A 19,623-nucleotide genomic window follows, 5' to 3' on the forward strand; every position below is an offset into this window, starting at 1 on the left:
GCTTGACGAGCAACACCTTCCCGTCCCTGTTCGCGCACGTGCCGGCCGGCGCCTTCGGGCCACTGGCCTCGCCCAACCGCGAGCGCTACTGGCGCCTGCTGTGCCGGCTGTTCGACGAGTACTTCGGCCCGGACGCGCCGCTGCCGCCCAGCCACGGCTTCGCCCGGCGCGAGATCGTCACCGCGCTGGAGCGCTACCTGCTGGCCGAGGAAACCTGGGAGGACGAGGGCGAGACCCCGCTCCAGGGCGGCCTGGCCGCGCGCGCGGCGGCGGTGTACGAGCGCCTGCGCCAAGCCGGCTGGCTGCGCCAGGACAAGCTCGGCGCGCGCGAGATGGTGCTGATGCCGCCGGCCCTGGCCCAGCTGCTGGGCACCCTGGTGGAGTTCGCCGACCGCGGCCCGACCTTCGTCTCGGCCAAGATCCGCTCGATCGAGCTGCAGCTGCAGCAGGTGGTCGACGGCCGCGCCGGCGGCGAGGCGCTGGACGAGGCCGCCGAGCAGGCGCGCCGGCTGCTGTCCTCGCTGGCCTCGATGAGCCTGCAGGTGCGCGACCTGATGCCCGAGCTGGTGCGCTCGGAGACCACCGCCCAGTTCGCGCGGCAGTGGTTCGAGCGCTACGTGGCCCAGTTCTTCATCCGCGACTACGCCGACCTGCACCGCGCCGACCACCCGCTGGCGCGGCGCGCGCAGATCCTGCTGATGGTCCAGGAGATCGAGAACGGCCCGCTGCGCGAGGACATCGCCGCCTGGTACCGCGAGCACGTGGCCGAGGGCGACGATGCCCGTGCCCGCCAGCTGCTGCAGCGCAGCCTGATGCGCCTGCGCGAGCTGGAGCGCATCGATGAGTACCTCGCACGCCTGGACGAGGACATGCGCCAGGCCAACCGCCGCGCGCTGGCCTTCCTCGACTACCGCCTGCGCGCGCCGGACCGCCTGGACGTGCTGCTGCACCGCGCCGCCAGGGGTGCGCTGGCCGCCGACGAAAACGCGCTGCGCATGCCGGTCGGCCCCGGCGCGCTGATGGACGAGGCCCAGCTGCGCCCGCCGCGCCGCCGCCCGCAGCCGATCCCGCGCAGCGCCAACAGCCAGGCCCAGCCCAGCGCCGAGCAGATCGCGCGGCTGAGCCTGCTGCGGCGGATGAAGCGGGTGCGCCTGGTCACCGCCGAGGACATGGCCTCCTACGTCGGCCGCCAGCTGCCGCCCGGCGGCAGCGTGGATTCCGGCGCGCTGGAGATCTCCAGCATCCAGGACCTGCGCGCCTACCAGACCCTGCTGACCCTGGCCCTGCGTGGCAGCCGCCCCGGCGGCCTGCGTCGCGACGACCCGCTGGGCCGCTTGCTGCGCGGCTTCCGGGTCGAACTGGTCGACCGCGGCGAGCCGGGCGACAACGGCTGGCTGCGCGCCCCGCGCTTCGTCGTCCACCACGCCGCAGGCCGCGGTCCCTCCGCTTCCAATGCCGCGCGCGCCAGCGCGCAGGCCGAGCCCGATCCCGCATGAAACGTTCCTGGAACACCCTCAGCCAGCAGTCCAACGGCATGTATGCCGTGGCCGACTTCGAACGCGCCGCCTACCGCCTGGTCACCGAGCAGGTGCTGTACGCCAGCGATGCCCGCTCGCGCAGCGCCTACCACCTGGTGGAGGCCTACCTGGAGGACTTCGCCGCGGCGCTGGACCCGCTTGGCATCCGCCTGGAGCGCAACGCCCACCACCGCTACGTCGTGGCCCTGCCCAAGCACGGCGAGGGCACCCCGGTGCGCCTGGACGAGACCCTGTTCCTGCTGGTCCTGCGCCAGCGCTACGACGAGGGCATGAAGCAAGGCCTGGTCGAGGAGCTGGGCGAGGTGGTGGTGGAGCTGCCCGACCTGCAGGAGGCCTGGCCGGCACTGACCGGGCGGCCGATGCCTGAGGTCGGCGCGCTGCGCGCGCTGGCCGCCACCGCCCGCCGCTGGGGCGTGTGCCGCCTGGTCGAGGGCGAGCCGGACGACCTGCAGCCGTTCCACCTGGTGGTGCGCCCGGCGATCGTGGACATCGTCGGCGAGCAGTGGCTGCACCGGCTGGACCAGCACAACCTGGGCGGCGCCGACGCGGAAGCCGATGCCGGCGACGACGCCGTGGACACGGAGGACGACCATGCAGCTGCTTGAGCGCATGCACCTCGTGCAGTACTTCCTGTTCGAGGCCAAGACCCTGCAGCTGGACCGCACCTCGGCCATCATCGCGCCCAACGGCGCGGGCAAGAGCGCGCTGCTGGACGCGCTGCAGCTGGTCCTGCTGGGCGGCGACCGCCGCCACATCCACTTCAACGCCCAGGCCGGCGGCAAGGCGCGCGCGCGCAGCATCCGCGACTACTGCCTGGGCGTGTACCGCAGCGGCGAGGACGGCCGCAAGCGGCGCACCGCCACCACCTACATCAGCCTGGTGTTCCGCGACGAGGAGACCGGCGCCCCGCTGACCGCCGGCATCTCGCTGGGCGCCTCGGCCGACGAGCCCGAGCACCGCCAGCATGGCCTGTACCTGCTGCCGGGCGTGGCCCTGGAGCTGGACGAGCACCTGGAGAAGGTCGACGGCCGCGAACTGCCGCTGGAGTGGAGCCGGTTCCGCGAGCTGGCCGCAAAGCGCTGCCGCAAGGCCGGCACCACCCCGGAGTTCCACGCCAGCGGCGAGCGCTTCGTCAAGGACCTGCTGTACCGCCTGCGCGGCAACCCCGGCGCCGGCGTGGACTTCAACGCCTACCGCAAGGCCTTCCAGAACGCGCTGAACCTGCAGCGCGTGGAGGACGTGGACCTGTTCGTCCGCACCCTGGTGGCCGAGGACCGGCCCACCGACATCGCCCGCTTCAAGGCGCTGCTGGACAGCTTCCGCCAGATCAAGGAGCGGATCGAGCAGCTGGAGCGGCGCATCGCCGAGGCCGAGGCGGTGGACGCGCAGTACGGCAAGGTCGCCGCGCAGGCGGTGCGCGCCGCGTCCTACCGTGCCCTGGCCGCCGAGTACGCGCGCGACCTGCTCGGCGAGCAGGTCGAGCAGGCCCAGGCCGACTGCGACGCCGGACGCGAGGAACTGGCCGCCGCCGGCCTGGCCCTGGAGCAGGCGCGCGCCGAGCGCCGCAGCCTGCAGGAGGAATACGAGCGGGTGCGCGAGCAGCTGCAGGGCAGCGCCGGCTACGGCGAGCAGGCCTCGTTCCGCGAGCTGGCCGGCCGCGACCGCGAGCAGCTGCAGCGCCTGCAGGCCGACCTGCTGCGGCGGCTGGAGCAGCTGCGCGAGCCGCTGCGGGAAGTCGCCGCGCTGCGCCTGCCGGGCGTGGACGAGGCCGGCCTGGGCAAGGCGCTGGCGCCGCTGGAGGAGCTGCATGCCGAAGTCGCCGCCGCGCCCGGGGGCGATGGCGAAGGCCCGGCGCCGGATGCGTTCCATGCGCGCCTGAAGCAGGCCCTGGCCGCGGCCGCCCCGGTGCAGGCCACGGTCGCCGCCTGGGCACGGCAGTCGCACGAGGCCTGGCAGCTGGCGCGCGCGCGTCGCGACGCCCTGCGCGGCAACCAGCAGCGCCTGGGCGCCGGCCAGGCCAACCTGCGCGACGAGGTCATGCGCCTGCTCAACCACCTGCGCGAGGCCGGGATCGAGGCGCGCCCCGTATGCGACCTGGTGCGGGTGACCGACAAGCGCTGGCAGCCGGCGATCGAGGCCTACCTGCGCAGCCATGTCGAGGCCCTGCTGGTCCCGGCCGGGCAGGAGGAGGACGCGGTGCGGGTGTACCGCTCGCTGCAGGGCGCGCGCGCGGTGTACGGGGTCAAGCTGGCCCTGCCCAGCCAGGCCCGTGCCCACCGCCAGGACCGCCTGGCCGAGGACAGCGTCGCCGCCCTGGTCGAGGGCGAGGACGCCGACGCGGTGGCCTACCTGCGCCGCCAGCTCGGCGACCTGCGCTGCGTGGAGACCGAGGCGGAAGTGGTGCGCAGCCGCCAGGGCCTGACCCGCGACGGCCTGGTGGCCAAGGGCGGCGGCATCGAGCGCCGGCGCCTGCCGTCCAGCGGCGAGCTGAAGATCGGCGTGGCCCAGGACGGCGAGCGCCTGCGCCTGCTGCGCGCCGAGCTGGAGAACGCCGAGCGCGAGCTGCGCCAGTGCGAGCCGGAGGCGCGCCGGGCCGAGGGCCTGCGCCAGAAGCTGGCGCGGCTGGAGGGCGACGACGTGGCCCGCGGCCTGCACGAGCTGCTGCTGCAGTACCGCCAGGTGCTGGCGCGCTACCAGGCGCTGGAGCGCAGCCAGGCCGAGGCGGTCGACCCGGACCTGCTGCGCCTGGGCGAGCGCGCCACCGCGCTGAAGGCGCAGGTGCAGAAGGCCGAGGCCACCATCGAGGCCCTGGTGCGCGCCGAGGCCCTGGCCCAGGGCGAGCTGGAGCGCCGCCAGGCGCTGCTGCGCGCGCTGCAGGCGCAGGAGGAGATCGTCGCCCGCAACGCGGTGGAGGCCTTCCGCGACCCGCACGTCGATCCCAACCGGGTCGAACAGCTGCGCGAGGAGCTGGAGGCCAAGGGCACCGGCCTGGAGGAGGCGCGCAACCTGTGCGAGCGGCGTGCCCAGGACAACGACCGCCAGCTGGCCGCGCTGCTGCCGGAGGCCTGGAGCCAGCTGCAGCGCTATGCCGGCGCCCACGGCCTGGACCTGGACTTCGCCGCCGACGCCTGGAAGCCGGCGCGCGCGCTGATGCAGCGCGAGCTGGTGCAGCTGCGCGAGACCGAGCTGGTCAACTACCGCGCCGAGGCCGAGCGCGCCTACGAGACCGCGGTGGAGACCTTCCGCTCCAACGTCGCCAACACCCTGCACGACAACTTCGTGCGGTTGAAGGCGCAGATCGACGCGCTCAACCGCACCTTGCGCAACAGCCCGGCGTTCTCCAACAACGAGCGCTACCGCTTCCACTACGAGGTGGTGGCCGAGTACAGGGACCTGCACCGCTTCATCCAGAAGGTGGCTGACGTCGGCGCCGAGGACACCCTGTTCGGCACTGCCGGCGAGGTGCCGGAGGCGTTCCGCCAGCTGATCGAGGACAGCGCCAGCGCGAAGCTGGCCGCCTCGCCGCTGGACGACTACCGCCGCTTCTTCCACTTCGGCGTGGAGATCCGCCAGGACGACCGCGTGGTCGGCACCCTCAGCGAGCGCATGCGCTCGGGCTCCGGCGGCGAGCACCGCGCGCCGCTGTACGTGATCGCCGGCGCCGCACTGGCCGCGGCCTACGGCAAGAGCGAGGCGCACCCGGGCGGCATGGGCGTGATCCTGCTGGACGAGTTCGGCGACAAGATCGACGCCCAGAACGCGCGCGCCACCACCAACTACCTGCGCTCGCTGGGGCTGCAGCTGGTGCTGGCGGCGCCGGATACCGCCCAGGGCACCCTGTCCGGTGTGCTGGACAGCTATATCGAGCTGTTCCGCGACGGCGACCTGCTGCAGGCCGAGCGGGTGGAGGTGAAGGAGGCGGCGCGCGAGCTGCTGCTGTCCGACCAGTTCGACCTGCACCCGGAACTGCTGGCCGAGGAACTGGAGCGGCTGGCGCGGGAGACCGGCGCCACGGCCTGACATGTCCCTGGACGGAACGCCTGCCTGGCTGGCACTCGTCCCCGGCGGCTGCCAGCACGGCGCGCCGGACCGTACTAGTCTCGAACCTGTCTTCATGGCAGGAGGAAGACATGTTCGAGATGAAGCAGGGCGCGCCGGCCGAGCTGTGGCAGGCGCTGGTGCGGGAAGCAGCCGGGCGCGCCGGCCACCCGCTGGACGAATCGCGCGAGGCCTACCTGGTGTTCGTGTTGCTGCGCTACCAGGGCGACGCGCAGCTGCTGGCGCACACCCATGCCTTGGACTGGTTCCGCGCCCAGGAGCAGGTGGGGCGGCTGCGCGCCGATGCCCTGCGCGACGTGGGCGACCGCTGCCTGCTGGTGGCCGGGCTGTTCCCGGGCCTGGCCGCGCGCCGTCGGGTGAGCGTGGACTACTTCGTGGAACTGGGCCGCGGCGCCTACCGCGGGGTGGCCGAGGCCAGCCGCGCTGCCTATGCCGCCCTGTTCGGCCAGCTGGCCGAGGGCTACCGCGAACTGGTGCAGGTGTTGCGCGGCCTGCGTGGCGAGCCGCAGTTCCGGCACGCCTGGCCGGCACCGGCGGGGCAGACCCGCCACTGAACGCGCGTGGCGGGCCGCCGCGCGGCGGCCCGGCCCGGTTCCGGTCCCCGGGGCCGAGGGGGATAATCGGGTCTTTCCGTTCCCGTGCACCGCCATGTCGCAGCGCGAGTGGGTGGCCGCCGCCATCCGCAAGATCGAGGCCGACTTCAACCGTTCGGCCGATACCCACCTGATCCCGATGCCGCTGCCCGGCTACCCAGGCATCGACGTCTACCTCAAGGACGAATCCAGCCACCCGACCGGCAGCCTCAAGCACCGCCTGGCGCGCTCGCTGTTCCTGTACGCGCTGGCCAACGGCTGGCTGCACGAGGGCAGCACCGTGGTGGAGGCCTCCAGCGGTTCGACCGCGGTGTCGGAGGCCTATTTCGCCCGCCTGCTGGGCCTGCCGTTCATCGCCGTGATCCCGGCCTCGACCTCGCCGGAGAAGATCGCCGCGATCGAGTTCCAGGGCGGCCGCTGCCACCTGGTCGAGAGCGCCTGCTCGCTCAATGCCGAGTCCGAGCGGGTCGCGCGCGAGACCGGCGGGCACTTCATGGACCAGTTCACCTACGCCGAGCGGGCCACCGACTGGCGCGCGAACAACAACATCGCCGAGGCCATCTTCAAGCAGATGGCGCAGGAGCCGCACCCGGTGCCGGCCTGGATCGTGTGCGGCCCGGGCACCGGCGGCACCAGTGCCACCCTCGGCCGCTACGTGCGCTACCGCCGCCACGCCACCCGGGTGCTGTGCGCCGACCCGGAGGACTCGGTGTTCTTCGACTACTACCGCGGCGCGCGCGAGGGCCGCGGCGACCCGGGCCTGTCGCTGCCGCGCGGCTCGCGCATCGAGGGCATCGGCCGGCCGCGGGTGGAGGCCAGCTTCATCCCCTCCTGCGTGGACGCGATGGTCAAGGTGCCCGACGCCCTGAGCCTGGCGGCCATGCGCCACGTCAGCGCGGTGCTGGGGCGCCGCGTCGGCGGCTCCACCGGCACCAACTTCGTCGGCGTGCTGCGCGCGGCCCAGGCGATGCACGAGGCGGGGCAGGGCGGCTCGATCGTCACCATCCTGTGCGACAGCGGCGACCGCTACGCGCACAGCTACTACAACCCGGACTGGTACCGCCGCCACGGCATCGAGGTGGAGCAGGCGGACCGCGCCATCGCCGCCGCGGTGGCCGGGGAACCGCTGCCGCTGGAGGCCTGCGGCGAGCTGTGAACCGCCCCGGCGCGGGTTGAATTCCGCGCCGCCGGGGCCATCTGTCATGACATGCGCGGCGCCGCCGCATCGCCCCCCGAGGTCCCATGGACAATCCGCTGCTCGACTTCTCCGGCCTGCCCCGCTTCGACCAGATCCGGCCCGGGCACATCGGCCCGGCCATCGATGCCCTGCTGGCGCAGGCCGAGGCCGCGGTGAAGCACGCCGAGACCGTCAGCCCGGTGACCTGGGACGGCTTCGTCGCCCCGCTGGAGGACGCCACCGAGCGCCTGTGGCGGGCCTGGGGCCAGGTCCAGCACCTGCAGGCGGTGGTGAACACGCCGGAGCTGCGCGAGGCCTACAACGCCAACCTGCCCAAGGTGACCCGCTTTGGCGCGGCGCTGGGCCAGAACCTGGCGCTGTACTCGCAGTACAAGGCCCTGGCCGCCTCGCCCGAGTACGCCGGCTACGACCCGGTGCGGCGCAAGGTGGTGGAGAACGCGCTGCGTGACTTCCGCCTGGGGGGCGCCGAGCTGGACGAGGCGGCCAAGCAGCGCTTTGCCGCCATCCAGGAGGAACTGGCCGCGCTGTCGGCGAAGTTCGCGCAGAACGTGCTGGATGCCACCGACGCCTTCGCCCTGTACGTGGAGGACGAGTCGCGCCTGGCCGGGCTGCCGGCCGAGGTGGTCGCCGCCGCGCGCGCCGCCGCGGAGAAGGACGGCAAGCCAGGCTGGAAGCTGACCCTGCAGATGCCGTGCTACCTGCCGGTGCAGACCTACGCCGAGGACCGCGGCCTGCGCGAGGCGCTGTACCGCGCCCACGGCCTGCGTGCCTCCGAGGCCGGCCCGGCCGAGTGGGACAACAGCGGCAACATCGACCGGATCGTCGCCCTGCGCGGCGAGCTGGCGGCCCTGCTGGGCTTTTCCAGCTACGCCGAGTATTCCCTGGCGACCAAGATGGCGCAGAGCCCGGACGAGGTGCTGGCCTTCCTGCGCGACCTGGCCGCGCGCGCGCTGCCATACGCGCGCCGCGACCGCGCCGAGCTGGAGGCCTTCGCCCGCGACGAGCTGGGCCTGGATGAGCTGCAGCCCTGGGACATCGCCTGGGCCAGCGAGAAGCTCAAGCAGGCCCGCTACAGTTACTCCGAGCAGGAGGTGAAGCAGTACTTCACCGAGCCGAAGGTGCTGGGCGGCCTGTTCGCCGTGATCGAGTCGCTGTACGGGGTGAAGGTGAAGCCGGACAGCGCGCCGGTGTGGCACGAGGACGTGCGCTTCTACCGGGTGGAGGACGCGCACGGCCGCCTGCTCGGCCAGTTCTACCTTGATCCGTACGCGCGCGAGGGCAAGCGCGGCGGCGCGTGGATGGACGACTGCCGCAACCGCCGCATGCGCGCCGACGGCGTGCAGACGCCGCTGGTGTACCTGGTGTGCAACTTCGGCAAGGGCGTGGACGGCAAGCCGGCGACCCTGGGCTTCAACGAGGTCACCACCCTGTTCCACGAGATGGGCCATGGCCTGCACCAGCTGCTGACCGCGATCGGCGAGCTGCCGGTGGCCGGCATCAATGGCGTGGAATGGGACGCGGTGGAGCTGCCCAGCCAGTTCATGGAGAACTTCTGCTGGGAGTGGGAGCGGGTGCAGGCGATGACCGCGCACGTGGACAGTGGCGCGCCGCTGCCGCGCGCGCTGTTCGAGCGGATGCTGGCGGCGAAGAACTTCCAGGCCGGCATGTTCACCGTGCGCCAGCTGGAGTTCGGCCTGTTCGACATGGAGCTGCACAGCCGCTTCGATCCGGCGCAGGACAGCGTGCTGCAGCTGCTGGAGCGGATCCGCGACGAGGTCGCGGTCAACCGCGCCCCGGCCTGGCACCGCTTCCCGCACCAGTTCAGCCACATCTTCGCCGGTGGTTACGCGGCCGGGTACTACAGCTACAAGTGGGCCGAGGTGCTCAGCGCCGACGCCTATGCCGCGTTCGAGGAAGCGCCTGGCCAGCTTGCCGAGACCGGCGCGCGCTTCCTGCGCGAGATCCTCTCCCGCGGCGGCAGCCGCAGCGCGCTGGAGAACTTCAAGGCCTTCCGCGGCCGCGAGCCGAGCATCGACGCCCTGTTGCGCCACAACGGCATGGCGGCGTGAGAGCTCCTCTCCCTCTTTCCGGACGGGAGAGGGGACGGGTGTGAGGGCGGGCTTCGGGCACGTTTTGGTGTGTGGCTTCGCTTGGCTTTTGCGCGTGGCCCGGCAAGGCCGGAGGCCGCCTCCGCACTGGGTTGGTGCCGGTCCCTTGCCTGGCCACCCAATCGGGCGGCGACCCTGTCCCACCAGTCACGAATCACGAATCACGAATCACGAATCACGAATCACGAATCACGAATCACGAATCACGAATCACGAATCACGAATCACGAATCACGAATCACGAATCACGAATCACGAACACAAAAAAGCCCGGCGAAAGCCGGGCTTTTTTGTTTTCGTCAGCGCGTCGCTTACACCCGCGCGAACACCAGGGTGGCGTTGGTACCGCCGAAGCCGAAGCTGTTGGACATCACCACGTCCAGCTGCGCATCGCGACTCTCGCGCGCGATCGGGAAGCCCTCGGCCTTCGGGTCCAGGGTCTCGATGTTGGCCGAGCCGGCGATGAAGCCGTCGCGCATCATCAGCAGGCTGTAGATCGCCTCGTGCACGCTGGCCGCACCGAGCGAGTGGCCGGACAGCGCCTTGGTCGAGGAGATCGGCGGCATGTCCTCGCCGAACACCTCGCGCACCGCGTTGAGCTCGACGATGTCGCCCAGCGGGGTCGAGGTGCCGTGGGTGTTGAGGTAGTCGATCTTGCGCCCGCCCAGGCCTTCCAGCGCCATGCGCATGCAACGCACCGCGCCTTCGCCGGACGGGGCCACCATGTCGGCGCCGTCGGAGGTCACGCCGTAGCCCACCAGCTCGGCGTGGATGCGCGCGCCGCGGGCCACCGCGTGGTCCCAGTCCTCCAGTACCAGCATGCCGCCGCCGCCGGCGATGACGAAGCCGTCGCGGCCGGCATCGTACGGGCGCGAGGCCTTCTCCGGGGTCTCGTTGTATGAGGACGACAGCGCGCCCATGGCGTCGAACATCACGCTCATGGTCCAGTCCAGGTCCTCGCCGCCGCCGGCGAACACGATGTCCTGCGCGCCGTGGCGGATCAGGTCCGCGGCCGCGCCGATGCAGTGCGCCGAGGTCGCGCAGGCGGCGCTGATCGAATAGCTGACGCCCTTGATCTTGAACGCGGTGGCCAGGTTGGCGGACACCGTCGAGCACATCGTGCGCGGGACCATGTACGGGCCGACCTTGCGCACGCCCTTGGCGCGCAGCAGGTCGGCGGTCTCCACCTGCCAGTGGCTGGAACCGCCGCCGGAACCGGCGACCAGGCCGGTGCGCGGATGGCTCACCAGGGCCTCGTCCAGGCCGGCGTCGGCGATGGCGTCGCGCAGGGAGACGTAGCTGTAGGCCGCCGCGTCGCTCATGAAGCGCTTGAGCTTGCGGTCGATCACCGCGTCCAGGTCCAGGTCCACCGCACCGCCGACCTGGCTGCGCAGGCCGTGCTCGGCGGCGTCGGGCAGGTGGCGGATTCCGGCGCGTCCTTCGCGCAGCGCGGCCGAGACGGTGTCCAGGTCGTTGCCCAGGCAGGAAGCGATGCCCATGCCGGTAATGGCGACGCGACGCATGGTCAGAAATCCTCCGTCGAGGTGAACAGGCCCACGCGCAGGTCCTTGGCGGTGTAGATCTCGCGACCGTCCACCAGCATGCGCGCATCGGCCTGGGCCATCACCAGCTTGCGGTTGATCACGCGGCTGATGTCGATCTCGTAGGTGACCAGCCTGGCGGTCGGCAGCACCTGGCCGAAGAACTTGACCTCGCCGCAGCCCAGGGCGCGGCCGCGGCCCGGGGCGCCCAGCCAGGTCAGGTAGAAGCCGACCAGCTGCCACATGGCGTCAAGACCCAGGCAGCCGGGCATCACCGGATCGCCGATGAAATGGCACTGGAAGAACCAGAGGTCCGGGCGGATGTCGAGCTCGGCGCGGATGAAGCCCTTGCCGTACTTGCCGCCGTCCTCGTTGATCTCGACGATGCGGTCGAACATCAGCATCGGGTCGGCGGGCAGGCGGGCGTCACCGGTGGCGAACAGCTCACCACGGGCGCTGGCTTCCAGCTGCTCGCGGGTGAACGAAGAAGCGCGGTTCATGCGGAATCCGGTGGAGAAAGCACTAAAAGCGTGCCCGAGGGCGGCGTTTCAATCAAATGTTTGACACCGGCGCGCCCGGCGACCACCCGCCGCCGGCCCATCCATCCGCGCGCGGCGGTCTGCCTGGCGGGCCGCGGGCGCCGGGTCGCGCCGGGTGCGCCGCGGCGGTCCACAATGGCGGGCGATGCAGTCCCCGCCCGTTCCCGCCCAGCGCAAGATCATCCACGTGGACATGGACGCGTTCTACGCGTCGGTCGAGCAGCGCGACGATCCCTCCCTGCGCGGCCGCCCGGTGGTGGTGGCCTGGCGCGGGGCGCGCTCGGTGGTGTGCGCGGCCTCCTACGAGGCGCGCAGGTTCGGGGTGCGATCGGCCATGCCGGCACTGCGCGCCGAGCGCCTGTGCCCGGACGCGGTGTTCGTGCCGCCGGACTTCCCGCGCTACCGCGCGGTCTCCCGCCAGGTGCGGCAGATCATGCTCGAGCACACCGACCTGGTGGAGCCGTTGTCGCTGGACGAGGCCTACCTGGACGTGACCGTGAACAAGACCGGCCTGCCCAGCGCCACCGCGGTGGCCGAGGCGATCCGCGCCAGGATCCGCGCCGAGACCGGGCTGACCGCCTCGGCCGGGGTGGCGCCGAACAAGTTCCTGGCCAAGATCGCCTCGGACTGGAACAAGCCCGACGGCCTGTTCGTGATCCGCCCGCAGCACGTGGAGCGGTTCCTGACCCCGCTGCCGGTGGAACGCATCCCCGGGGTGGGCAGGGTGATGCAGGGCAAGCTGGCGCAGTTGGGCATCGCCACCGTCGGCGACCTGCGCCAGCGCCCGCTGGAGGAACTGCAGCGGCGCTTCGGCAGCTTCGGCGCGGCCCTGTACCGGCGCGCGCGCGGCATCGACGAGCGCCCGGTGGAACCGGAGCAGCCGGTGCGCTCGGTTTCCTCCGAGGACACCTTCGCCCAGGACCTGCCGCTGGAAGCGCTGGAGCCGGCGATCCGGCAGCTGGCGGAAAAGACCTGGAACGCCTCCCGCCGCGCCGGCCGCGCCGGGCACACCGTGGTGCTCAAGCTCAAGACCGCGCAGTTCCGCATCCTTACCCGCAGCCTGACCCTGGAGCGGCCGCCGGCCTCGGCCGCCGAACTGGGCGAGCTGGCCTGCGCCCTGCGCGCGCGGGTGGCGCTGCCGGCCGACACCCGCTACCGGCTGGTAGGCGTGGGCCTGTCCGGCTTCCGCGACGCCGAGGAAGTGGCGCCGCAGGGCGACCTGTTCGGCGAGCTGGCCGTGCCCGCGGACGCGCCGGCGCGCTAGCCCCTTTGGCAGGGGGCGGGGGGGTGGACCGCCGGCTACCATCCGCCATCCGCGCCTGCCGGCGCGATCGGCGTCGCCGCGGCCTTGCGCGAACATCGGCCGTGGACGGCGCCGCCCAGCCGCCAATCCGGAGCCTTCATGTCCCAGCTGTCCCGCGCCTCCGTCCTCGCCCTGTCCCTGCTGCTGGCCCCGGGCCTGGCCGCCGCCAGCCGGGCCGCCGCTGCCAACCGCCCGGCCGCCGAAGCCAGCGCCGCCGCGCAGGCCCTGCGCGAGCTGTACACGGCCGAGTGGGAATGGCGCCAGCGCGAGTACGGCTACGAGTACGTCGAGGGTCGCTGGCAGCCGGGCAGCCGCCTGCCCGCGGTCGCCCCGCGCGACTGGGAGCGGCGCGTGGCCTACTGGGAGCAGGTGCTGCGCAGGCTCGACGCGATCCCGGCCGCGGCGCTGCCGCCGGAGGAGCGGATCAACGCCGAGGTGTTCCGGGCGATGGTGGAGGCCGACCTCAACAACGCCCGCTGGCGCACCTGGGAGGCGCCGTTCAACAGCGACAGCTTCTTCTGGGCCGAGATCGTGCCCTGGGCGCCGTACCGCAGCGAGGCCGAGTGGCGCCGCTTCATCGCGCGCCTGCGCGACGTGCCGCGCTACTTCGCCGACCAGCGCGCCAACATGGAGGCCGGCCTGGCGCGCGGCTGGAGCGTGCCGCGCGCCTCGCTGGACGGGCGCGACCGCACCATCGAGCCGTACACCCGCACCGGCGCCGGCAACCCGGCGCTGGACGTGTTCGACGCGATCCCTACCTCGGTCCCGGAGGAGGTGCGCCGCGCCCTGCGCGAGGAAGGCCGCAAGGTGGTGCTGGAACAGGTGGTGCCGGCCTACGCCGGGCTGCTGGACTACTTCCGCAACCAGTACCTGCCGCGCACCCGCACCACGGTCTCGGCGCGCGACCTGCCCGGCGGCGCGGAGTTCTACCGCAGCCAGATCCGCGAATACGTGACCTTGGACATGACCCCGGAGCAGGTCCACCAGCTGGGCCTGGCCGAGGTCGAGCGGATCTCGGCGGAAATGCGCCAGGTGATGGCGCGCGCAGGCTTCCAGGGCAGCTTCGCCGAGTTCCTGCAGTTCCTGCGCACCGATCCGCGGTTCTACGCCAGGACCCCGCGCGAGCTGCTGGCGGCGGCCTCGTACCACGCCAAGCGCATCGACGGCGAGCTCAACCACGTGATCGGCACCCTGCCGCGCTACCGCTTCACCATCCGCCCGGTGCCGGACGACATCGCGCCCAACTACACCTCCGGCCGCGGTGGCCTGGAGTCGTGCCTGTTCAATACCTGGGACCTGCCGTCGCGGCCGCTGTACAACCTGCCGGCGCTGGTGCTGCACGAGTGCGCGCCCGGCCACAGCCTGCAGGCCGCGCTGGCGCTGGAGGCGCCGGCGCGCCCCGAGTTCCGCCAGCAGGTGTACTTCTCCGGCTACGGCGAGGGCTGGGGCCTGTACACCGAATGGCTCGGCACCCAGATGGGGATCTACGAGACCCCGTACGAGGAGTTCGGCCGCCTGACTTTCGAGATGTGGCGCGCCGCGCGCCTGGTGATTGACACCGGCCTGCACGAGTACGGCTGGAGCCGGCAGCAGGCGATCGACTACCTCGCCAGCCACACCGCGCTGGCGCACATCGACATCGTCAACGAGGTCGACCGCTACATCTCGTGGCCGGGGCAGGCGCTGTCCTACTACGTCGGCTACCGCACCATCCTCGACCTGCGCCGCGAGGCCGAACGCGAGCTGGGCGCGCGCTTCGACCAGAAGGCCTTCCACGACCGCATCCTCGGCCTGGGCGCGGTGCCGCTGACGACCCTGCAGCGCGAGGTGCGCGCATTCATGGCCGAGGCCAGGGACAAGCCGGCGGCGGCCGCGGCGCCCTGATCCGCGGGGCGCGGCGCGGACGGACGGCGCCGCCCGCACCGCCGGCGCGCGCTCAGGGCGTGCGGTACTGCAGCGCCAGCGCGTACTCGCGGCCGGGCTGGTTGTACCAGGCCACGGTCTCGTACTGGCGGTCGAACACGTTGCTGGCCTTGGCCTGCACGGTCCAGGCCGGGGACAGGGTCCATTCCAGGCGCAGGTCGAGCAGGCCGTAGCCCCCCAGGCGGGTGGTATTGGCCACGTCGTCGTAGCGCCGGCCGGCGCCGCTGACGGTCAGGCCGGCGGCGAACGCGCCGAAGCGGCGGTCCAGGTCGATCCGACCGCTGCGGCGGGCGCGCCGCGGCAGCCAGTTGCCGTCGTTGGTGCCCGCGCTCTCGTTGCGCGGATCCAGCCAGCTCAGCTCCAGCGCCAGGTCGAGGCCGGCCACGGTGGTGGCCGCGGTCAGCTCGGCGCCGCGGATGCGGGCGCGGTCGATGTTCACCAGGTTGAAGCCGGTGTCGTAGCCGATCAGCTCGTCGATCCGGGTCTGGAACACGTCCACGCCCAGGCTCCAGCCCTCGCCCTGGCCGTGCACGCCGAGGTTGGCGCTGCGCGATTGCTCTGGCTCGAGGTCGGGGTTGTTGAAGCCGGGGTAGTACAGGTCGTTGAAGGTCGGTGCCTTGAAACCGGTCCCGGCGCTGGCGCTCAGCCGCCAGGTTTTACCCAGGGCCAGGCCGTAGCCGAGGCTGCCGGTGGCGTGGTTGCCGAACTGGGCGTTGTCGTCGTTGCGCGCGCTGGCCTGCAGCGAATGCGCGCCGAAGCGGCCCTGGTACTCGACGAAGGCGCCGAGGTTGTCGCGGCGGCCGCGCTCGAAGCCGGCGCTGCTGGAAACGCGGTCGTCCTGCCAGTCCAGTCCGGCGCTGAACAGCTGCCCCGCGCCGAAGCCGGCGTCCAGCTGCAGCGAGGCCAGGTCGCGGCGGGTACGGTAGCTGTTGACCAGGCGGCGCGCGCCGTCCTGGCGGTAATAGCCCTCGGCGTCGTCGCGGGTGCGGCCGGCCTGGGCCTGCAGCGAGACGCGCTCGCCCAGGCGCCAGTCCAGGCGCGCGCCGGCCACCTGCTGCAGGTTGTCGGCCTCGTTGCCGCTGTACGGGCCGCCGTCGTACTCGTTGCGGCTGTCCGAATCCAGCAGGTGCGCTTGCAGCTCCACGTCCTCGCCAAGCTTGGTCCCGGCGCGCAGGTTGAGCGAGTTGTTGCGGTGGCCGTCGCGGTCCGGCTCGTCGACATAGCAGCCGGCGCCCCAGCCGGCGGCGGTGCCGCGGCAGGCGTCGAAGCCGTCTTCCTCGCGGTGGCCGGCGCGGGCGGAGACCCAGCCGCGCTCGCCGCGCCAGGACAGGCCGGCATTGGCCTCGCGCAGGGCGTGGCTGCCCACCCCCAGGCGCAGGTCCTGGCGCAGGCCCTTGCCGGCGCCGCGGGTGAACACCTGGATCACGCCGCCGATGGCCTCCGGGCCGTACAGGCTCGAGCGCGGTCCGCGCACGATCTCGATCCGCTCCACCTGGTCCAGCGGGATGTCCTGCAGCGCCGGCATGCCGTTGCTGGCCGCGCCGATGCGCATGCCGTCCACCAGCATCAGCACGTGGTCGGACTCGGTGCCGCGCAGCATCAGCGCGCTGACCTTGCCGTGCCCGCCCTGGTTGGACAGGTTGACGCCGGCGCGGCCGCGCAGCAGGTCCTGCAGCGAGCCGGCCTGGCTGCGCTCGATGGTGGCGCGGTCGATCACCTGCACCGGAACCAGGCTCTCGTGCACGGACTGGACGGTGCGGGTGGCGGTGACCACGACCTCGTCCAGGTCGGTGGCGGCCTCCAGCGCGCAGGCGCTGGCCGGCGCCAGGGCCGCGGCCACGGCAAGGCATAGGGGACGGAACGGGAACGGCTTCATGCATCTCTCCTGCTGTCGCGCACGCCCGCGCGACCGGTGGCGGTGGGGCTGCGAGGGAGAGAGGCAAACGCCAGGCGCGTGCGACCGCACGCGGCTGCCGCCCGCAATGCCCTCCGCATCGCAATCAGTCGTCTTCCGGGCCGGTCTCCGGGCTCGCGGGCGAACAGGCGCATGGCCTGCTCCATCCGGGCGCCTTCCCATGCGCGGGGCACAGTGGCGGTGTTGCCCGGACTTGTCCTGCTTACCGTTGCGGGGGCAGCGCCGGAATGTCCGCGCGGCCCTGCGGCCGCGGCGGAGTCACCGGCTTCCCGTTTCAGCCGCGGCCCATGCCGCGGTCACCCGAAAGTGAGCGCAGTCTATGCCTATCGGCGGGGGCGGGCAATGGAGCGGGATGGCGGGCAGGCCGTGCAGCCATGCCCGCGGACCGTGCGGTCAGCGTAGCGACTGCACGAACGCGGCGGCGATGGCTTCCAGGCCGGCCTGGTCCTCGGCGTCGAAGCGGTCGGGCTCCGGGCTGTCCAGGTCGAACACGCCGAGCAGGGTGTCGCCGCCCACCAGCGGCACCACCAGCTCCGAGCGCGAGGCCGAATCGCAGGCGATATGCCCGGGGAAGGCGTGCACGTCGGCCACGCGCTGGGTCTGGCGGGTACGCGCGGCCGCGCCGCACACGCCCTTGTCCAGCGGGATGCGCACGCAGGCCGGCAGGCCCTGGAACGGACCCACGACAAGTTCCTTGCCGTCGTAGAAGTAGAAGCCGACCCAGTTGAGCGCGGGCAGGGCGTGGTAGACCAGCGAGGACAGGTTGGCGGCGTTGGCGACGCGGTCGCGCTCGCCGTGCAGCAGGCCGCGCACCTGGGCCAGGAGCTGTTCGTACTGTTCCGGCTTGCTGCCGGTAAGCGGGATGGCGGAGAAGGACATGCGCGCATGTTACCCGCAGCGCTGGCCGGGCATCGCCCGGATCGCGGGATGCTGCGTGGCGCGTATGATCCGCCGGCCGCATCGTGCGGCCGCCTGGAGTTGGACATGGACCTGCGCAGCCTCGACCGCCTCTACGTCACCGGCACCGATACCGGCGCCGGCAAGACCGTCGCCAGCTGCAGCCTGCTGCATGCGCTGCGCCGGACCGGGCGGCGTGCGGTGGGGATGAAGCCGGTGGCCAGCGGTTGCGCGCTGGTGGATGGCGCCTGGCGCAACGAGGATGCGCTGGCGCTGCAGGCGGCCAGCGCGCCGCGCCCGGCCTACGCCGACCTCAACCCGTTCGCGTTGCCGCAACCGCTGGCGCCGGAACTGGCCGCGCGCGCCGCGGGCATCGAGGTCGCGCTGCCACCGCTGCTGGAGGCCTTCGCCCGCCTGCGCGCGCAGGCCGACGTGGTCGTGGTCGAAGGCGTGGGCGGCTGGGCCGCGCCGTTGGCCGGCGACCTGGACCAGGCCGACCTGGTGCGTGCGCTGCGCGCGCCGGTGGTGCTGGTGGTCGGGATGCGCCTGGGTTGCCTCAACCATGCGCGGCTGACCGCACGCGCCATCGCCGCCGACGGCCTGCGCCTGGCCGGCTGGATCGCCAGCGAGGTCGATCCGGACATGGCCTGCCGCGAGGACAACCTGGAGCTGCTGTCCGCGCGCCTGGACGCGCCCTGCCTGGGACGGCTGCCGTACGTGCCGGCGCCCGATCCGGAACGCATGGCGGCAGGATTGGCGCTGGCCGGCTGAACCCGCCGGGCCAGCGCCAGGGGCAGCATCAGTCGAAGCCGGCCAGGGTGGTCTTGCCGATCGCCGTGCCGCTCTCCAGCAGCGCGTGCGCCTTGCGCAGGTTGGCTGCGTTGATCGTGCCCAGCGAGCCGGTGCGGGTGGTGGCGATGGTCCCGGCGTCCGCCAGGCGCGCCACCTCGCGCAGGATCTCCTGCTGGCGCTGCAGGTCGGCGGTGCCGAACAGCGGGCGGGTGAACATCAGCTCCCAGTGCAGCGACAGGCTCTTGCGCTTGAGCGGCATCACGTCCAGCGCGGCCGGGTCGTCGATCAGCGCGATCCGGCCCTGTGGCGCGATCAGCTCCACGACATCGGCCAGGTAGCGGTCGGTATGGGTGGTGGAGAACACGAACGCCGGCGCGCCGAGGCCCAACGCCGCGACCTGCGGCGCCAGCGGCTGGCGGTGGTCGAGCACGTGGTGGGCGCCCATCTTCTTCACCCAATCCACCGTTTCCGGGCGCGAGGCGGTGGCGATCACGGTCAGCCCGGTCAGTGCCCGCGCCAGCTGCACGGTGATCGAGCCGACGCCGCCGGCACCGCCGATCACCAGCAGGGCATTGGCCGCGCCCGGCACCGGGTCGTCCACGCGCAGGCGGTCGAACAGGGTTTCCCAGGCGGTCAGCGAGGTCAGCGGCAGCGCCGCGGCGTCCTCGTCGCCCAGGGTCTGCGGCGCATGCGCGGCGATCCGCGCGTCCACCGCCTGCAGCTGGGCATTGCTGCCGGGACGGTCGATCTGGCCGGCGTAGAACACGCGGTCGCCGGGCTGGAATCCCTGCACCTGGCTGCCCACCGCGCGCACCCGGCCCACGGCATCCCAGCCCAGGATGCGGTGCTCGCCCGGCTCGGGCCGCGCCGAGAGACGCACCTTCACGTCCACCGGGTTGACCGAGATCGCCTGCACTTCGACCAGCAGGTCGTGCGCCGCGTACTCCGGATCGGGCAGTTCCAGGTCCAGCAGCGAGCGCGGGTCGGAAACAGGCAGGGGTTGTGCGGTACCGATCGCTTTCATGGCGTGCTCCACGCTGTCGGGGGAGCGCAATTTCGCGCTTCTCCCGTTGCCATGGAAGTGCCCGCCGGGCGTGCGCACGGTGATGGCGCCGGCGATCCCACCGCCGAGGGCCTGGGACGTCGCGCATGCCTCGCGCACCCCGGTTGCCGGGGCCGGCTGCCCTGGGCGGCGGCGCCAACCGGGGGAAAAAAAA

At 72.5% G+C, this 19,623-nt stretch carries 14 protein-coding genes and 1 riboswitch; of the genes, 9 read left to right on the forward strand and 5 right to left on the reverse strand.

The annotated features are described in order from the left end of the window. Positions 1–2 precede the first annotated feature (2 nt). The 6 genes from EIM47_RS12225 (at position 3) to EIM47_RS12250 (ending at position 9,457) form a co-directional block, all read left to right on the forward strand. Entirely contained in the window at positions 3–1,496 is a 1,494-nt protein-coding gene (locus EIM47_RS12225; protein ID WP_125077059.1) for a Wadjet anti-phage system protein JetA family protein, read from the forward strand. Beyond that, the gene (locus EIM47_RS12230; RefSeq protein ID WP_125077060.1) at positions 1,493–2,143 is read left to right on the forward strand and encodes a DUF4194 domain-containing protein; all 651 of its coding nucleotides are present in this window, start codon (positions 1,493–1,495) and stop codon (positions 2,141–2,143) included. The genes EIM47_RS12225 and EIM47_RS12230 overlap by 4 nt, the downstream gene beginning before the upstream one ends. After that, positions 2,130–5,558: an SbcC/MukB-like Walker B domain-containing protein gene (locus EIM47_RS12235; RefSeq protein WP_125077061.1), complete on the forward strand. Its 3,429-nt coding sequence runs from the start codon at positions 2,130–2,132 to the stop codon at positions 5,556–5,558. Before EIM47_RS12230 ends, EIM47_RS12235 begins: the two co-directional genes overlap by 14 nt. A gap of 110 nt (positions 5,559–5,668) precedes the next feature. Then, positions 5,669–6,151 (forward strand): hypothetical protein, encoded by a 483-nt coding sequence (locus EIM47_RS12240; protein ID WP_019398573.1) that lies wholly within the window; start codon positions 5,669–5,671, stop codon positions 6,149–6,151. Positions 6,152–6,245: 94 nt separating this feature from the next. Beyond that, positions 6,246–7,346, forward strand: coding sequence for a PLP-dependent cysteine synthase family protein (locus EIM47_RS12245; RefSeq protein ID WP_019398574.1), 1,101 nt, complete (start codon positions 6,246–6,248; stop codon positions 7,344–7,346). An 86-nt stretch (positions 7,347–7,432) separates the two neighbouring features. Beyond that, positions 7,433–9,457 (forward strand): M3 family metallopeptidase, encoded by a 2,025-nt coding sequence (locus EIM47_RS12250; protein ID WP_028915451.1) that lies wholly within the window; start codon positions 7,433–7,435, stop codon positions 9,455–9,457. A 350-nt stretch (positions 9,458–9,807) separates the two neighbouring features. On the opposite strand, the gene fabB is transcribed toward EIM47_RS12250, so the two are convergent. Together fabB and fabA are read right to left on the reverse strand one after the other, a co-directional pair. Next, the gene (gene fabB / locus EIM47_RS12255; RefSeq protein ID WP_028915450.1) at positions 9,808–11,019 is read right to left on the reverse strand and encodes a beta-ketoacyl-ACP synthase I; all 1,212 of its coding nucleotides are present in this window, start codon (positions 11,017–11,019) and stop codon (positions 9,808–9,810) included. Between the two features lie 2 nt (positions 11,020–11,021). Next, a complete protein-coding gene (fabA, locus tag EIM47_RS12260) occupies positions 11,022–11,537 on the reverse strand; it encodes a 3-hydroxyacyl-[acyl-carrier-protein] dehydratase FabA (protein WP_019398577.1) in 516 nt (171 codons plus the stop codon). Positions 11,538–11,721: 184 nt separating this feature from the next. Between fabA and dinB the strand changes: the two genes are divergently transcribed. Continuing rightward, on the forward strand, positions 11,722–12,840 hold the full coding sequence (dinB, locus tag EIM47_RS12265; protein ID WP_125077062.1) for a DNA polymerase IV: 1,119 nt from the start codon (positions 11,722–11,724) through the stop codon (positions 12,838–12,840). A 138-nt stretch (positions 12,841–12,978) separates the two neighbouring features. Further along, positions 12,979–14,763 carry a DUF885 domain-containing protein gene (locus tag EIM47_RS12270; protein WP_125077063.1) on the forward strand — a complete coding sequence of 595 codons (1,785 nt, stop codon included), beginning with the start codon at positions 12,979–12,981 and terminating at the stop codon, positions 14,761–14,763. A 52-nt stretch (positions 14,764–14,815) separates the two neighbouring features. On the opposite strand, the gene btuB is transcribed toward EIM47_RS12270, so the two are convergent. Both btuB and EIM47_RS12280 read right to left on the reverse strand, forming a co-directional pair. After that, positions 14,816–16,678 carry a TonB-dependent vitamin B12 receptor gene (gene btuB / locus EIM47_RS12275; RefSeq protein ID WP_125077064.1) on the reverse strand — a complete coding sequence of 621 codons (1,863 nt, stop codon included), beginning with the start codon at positions 16,676–16,678 and terminating at the stop codon, positions 14,816–14,818. A gap of 120 nt (positions 16,679–16,798) precedes the next feature. Beyond that, a riboswitch (cobalamin riboswitch) is annotated at positions 16,799–17,036 on the reverse strand. A 74-nt stretch (positions 17,037–17,110) separates the two neighbouring features. After that, the gene (locus EIM47_RS12280; protein WP_019398581.1) at positions 17,111–17,596 is read right to left on the reverse strand and encodes a GAF domain-containing protein; all 486 of its coding nucleotides are present in this window, start codon (positions 17,594–17,596) and stop codon (positions 17,111–17,113) included. 105 nt (positions 17,597–17,701) lie between these two features. Between EIM47_RS12280 and bioD the strand changes: the two genes are divergently transcribed. Beyond that, positions 17,702–18,385: a dethiobiotin synthase gene (gene bioD, locus EIM47_RS12285; protein WP_026010513.1), complete on the forward strand. Its 684-nt coding sequence runs from the start codon at positions 17,702–17,704 to the stop codon at positions 18,383–18,385. Between the two features lie 28 nt (positions 18,386–18,413). Here the strand turns inward: bioD and EIM47_RS12290 are convergent, their stop codons facing one another. Next, positions 18,414–19,430 (reverse strand): zinc-binding alcohol dehydrogenase family protein, encoded by a 1,017-nt coding sequence (locus EIM47_RS12290; protein ID WP_125077065.1) that lies wholly within the window; start codon positions 19,428–19,430, stop codon positions 18,414–18,416. Positions 19,431–19,623: the final 193 nt, after the last annotated feature.

The organism is Pseudoxanthomonas sp. SGT-18 (genome assembly GCF_003931645.1).
In the GTDB taxonomy this organism is placed as follows: Bacteria; Pseudomonadota; Gammaproteobacteria; order Xanthomonadales; family Xanthomonadaceae; genus Pseudoxanthomonas.

Bases quoted from the DNA above. Each gene is read 5' to 3' on its own strand.
- EIM47_RS12230 (WP_125077060.1), top strand. From the start codon at position 1,493: ATGAAACGTTCCTGGAACACCCTCAGCCAGCAGTCCAACGGCATGTAT.
- EIM47_RS12235 (WP_125077061.1), top strand. From the start codon at position 2,130: ATGCAGCTGCTTGAGCGCATGCACCTCGTGCAGTACTTCCTGTTCGAG.
- EIM47_RS12240 (WP_019398573.1), top strand. From the start codon at position 5,669: ATGTTCGAGATGAAGCAGGGCGCGCCGGCCGAGCTGTGGCAGGCGCTG.
- EIM47_RS12245 (WP_019398574.1), top strand. From the start codon at position 6,246: ATGTCGCAGCGCGAGTGGGTGGCCGCCGCCATCCGCAAGATCGAGGCC.
- EIM47_RS12250 (WP_028915451.1), top strand. From the start codon at position 7,433: ATGGACAATCCGCTGCTCGACTTCTCCGGCCTGCCCCGCTTCGACCAG.
- fabB (WP_028915450.1), bottom strand. From the start codon at position 11,019: ATGCGTCGCGTCGCCATTACCGGCATGGGCATCGCTTCCTGCCTGGGC.
- fabA (WP_019398577.1), bottom strand. From the start codon at position 11,537: ATGAACCGCGCTTCTTCGTTCACCCGCGAGCAGCTGGAAGCCAGCGCC.
- dinB (WP_125077062.1), top strand. From the start codon at position 11,722: ATGCAGTCCCCGCCCGTTCCCGCCCAGCGCAAGATCATCCACGTGGAC.
- EIM47_RS12270 (WP_125077063.1), top strand. From the start codon at position 12,979: ATGTCCCAGCTGTCCCGCGCCTCCGTCCTCGCCCTGTCCCTGCTGCTG.
- btuB (WP_125077064.1), bottom strand. From the start codon at position 16,678: ATGAAGCCGTTCCCGTTCCGTCCCCTATGCCTTGCCGTGGCCGCGGCC.
- EIM47_RS12280 (WP_019398581.1), bottom strand. From the start codon at position 17,596: ATGTCCTTCTCCGCCATCCCGCTTACCGGCAGCAAGCCGGAACAGTAC.
- bioD (WP_026010513.1), top strand. From the start codon at position 17,702: ATGGACCTGCGCAGCCTCGACCGCCTCTACGTCACCGGCACCGATACC.
- EIM47_RS12290 (WP_125077065.1), bottom strand. From the start codon at position 19,430: ATGAAAGCGATCGGTACCGCACAACCCCTGCCTGTTTCCGACCCGCGC.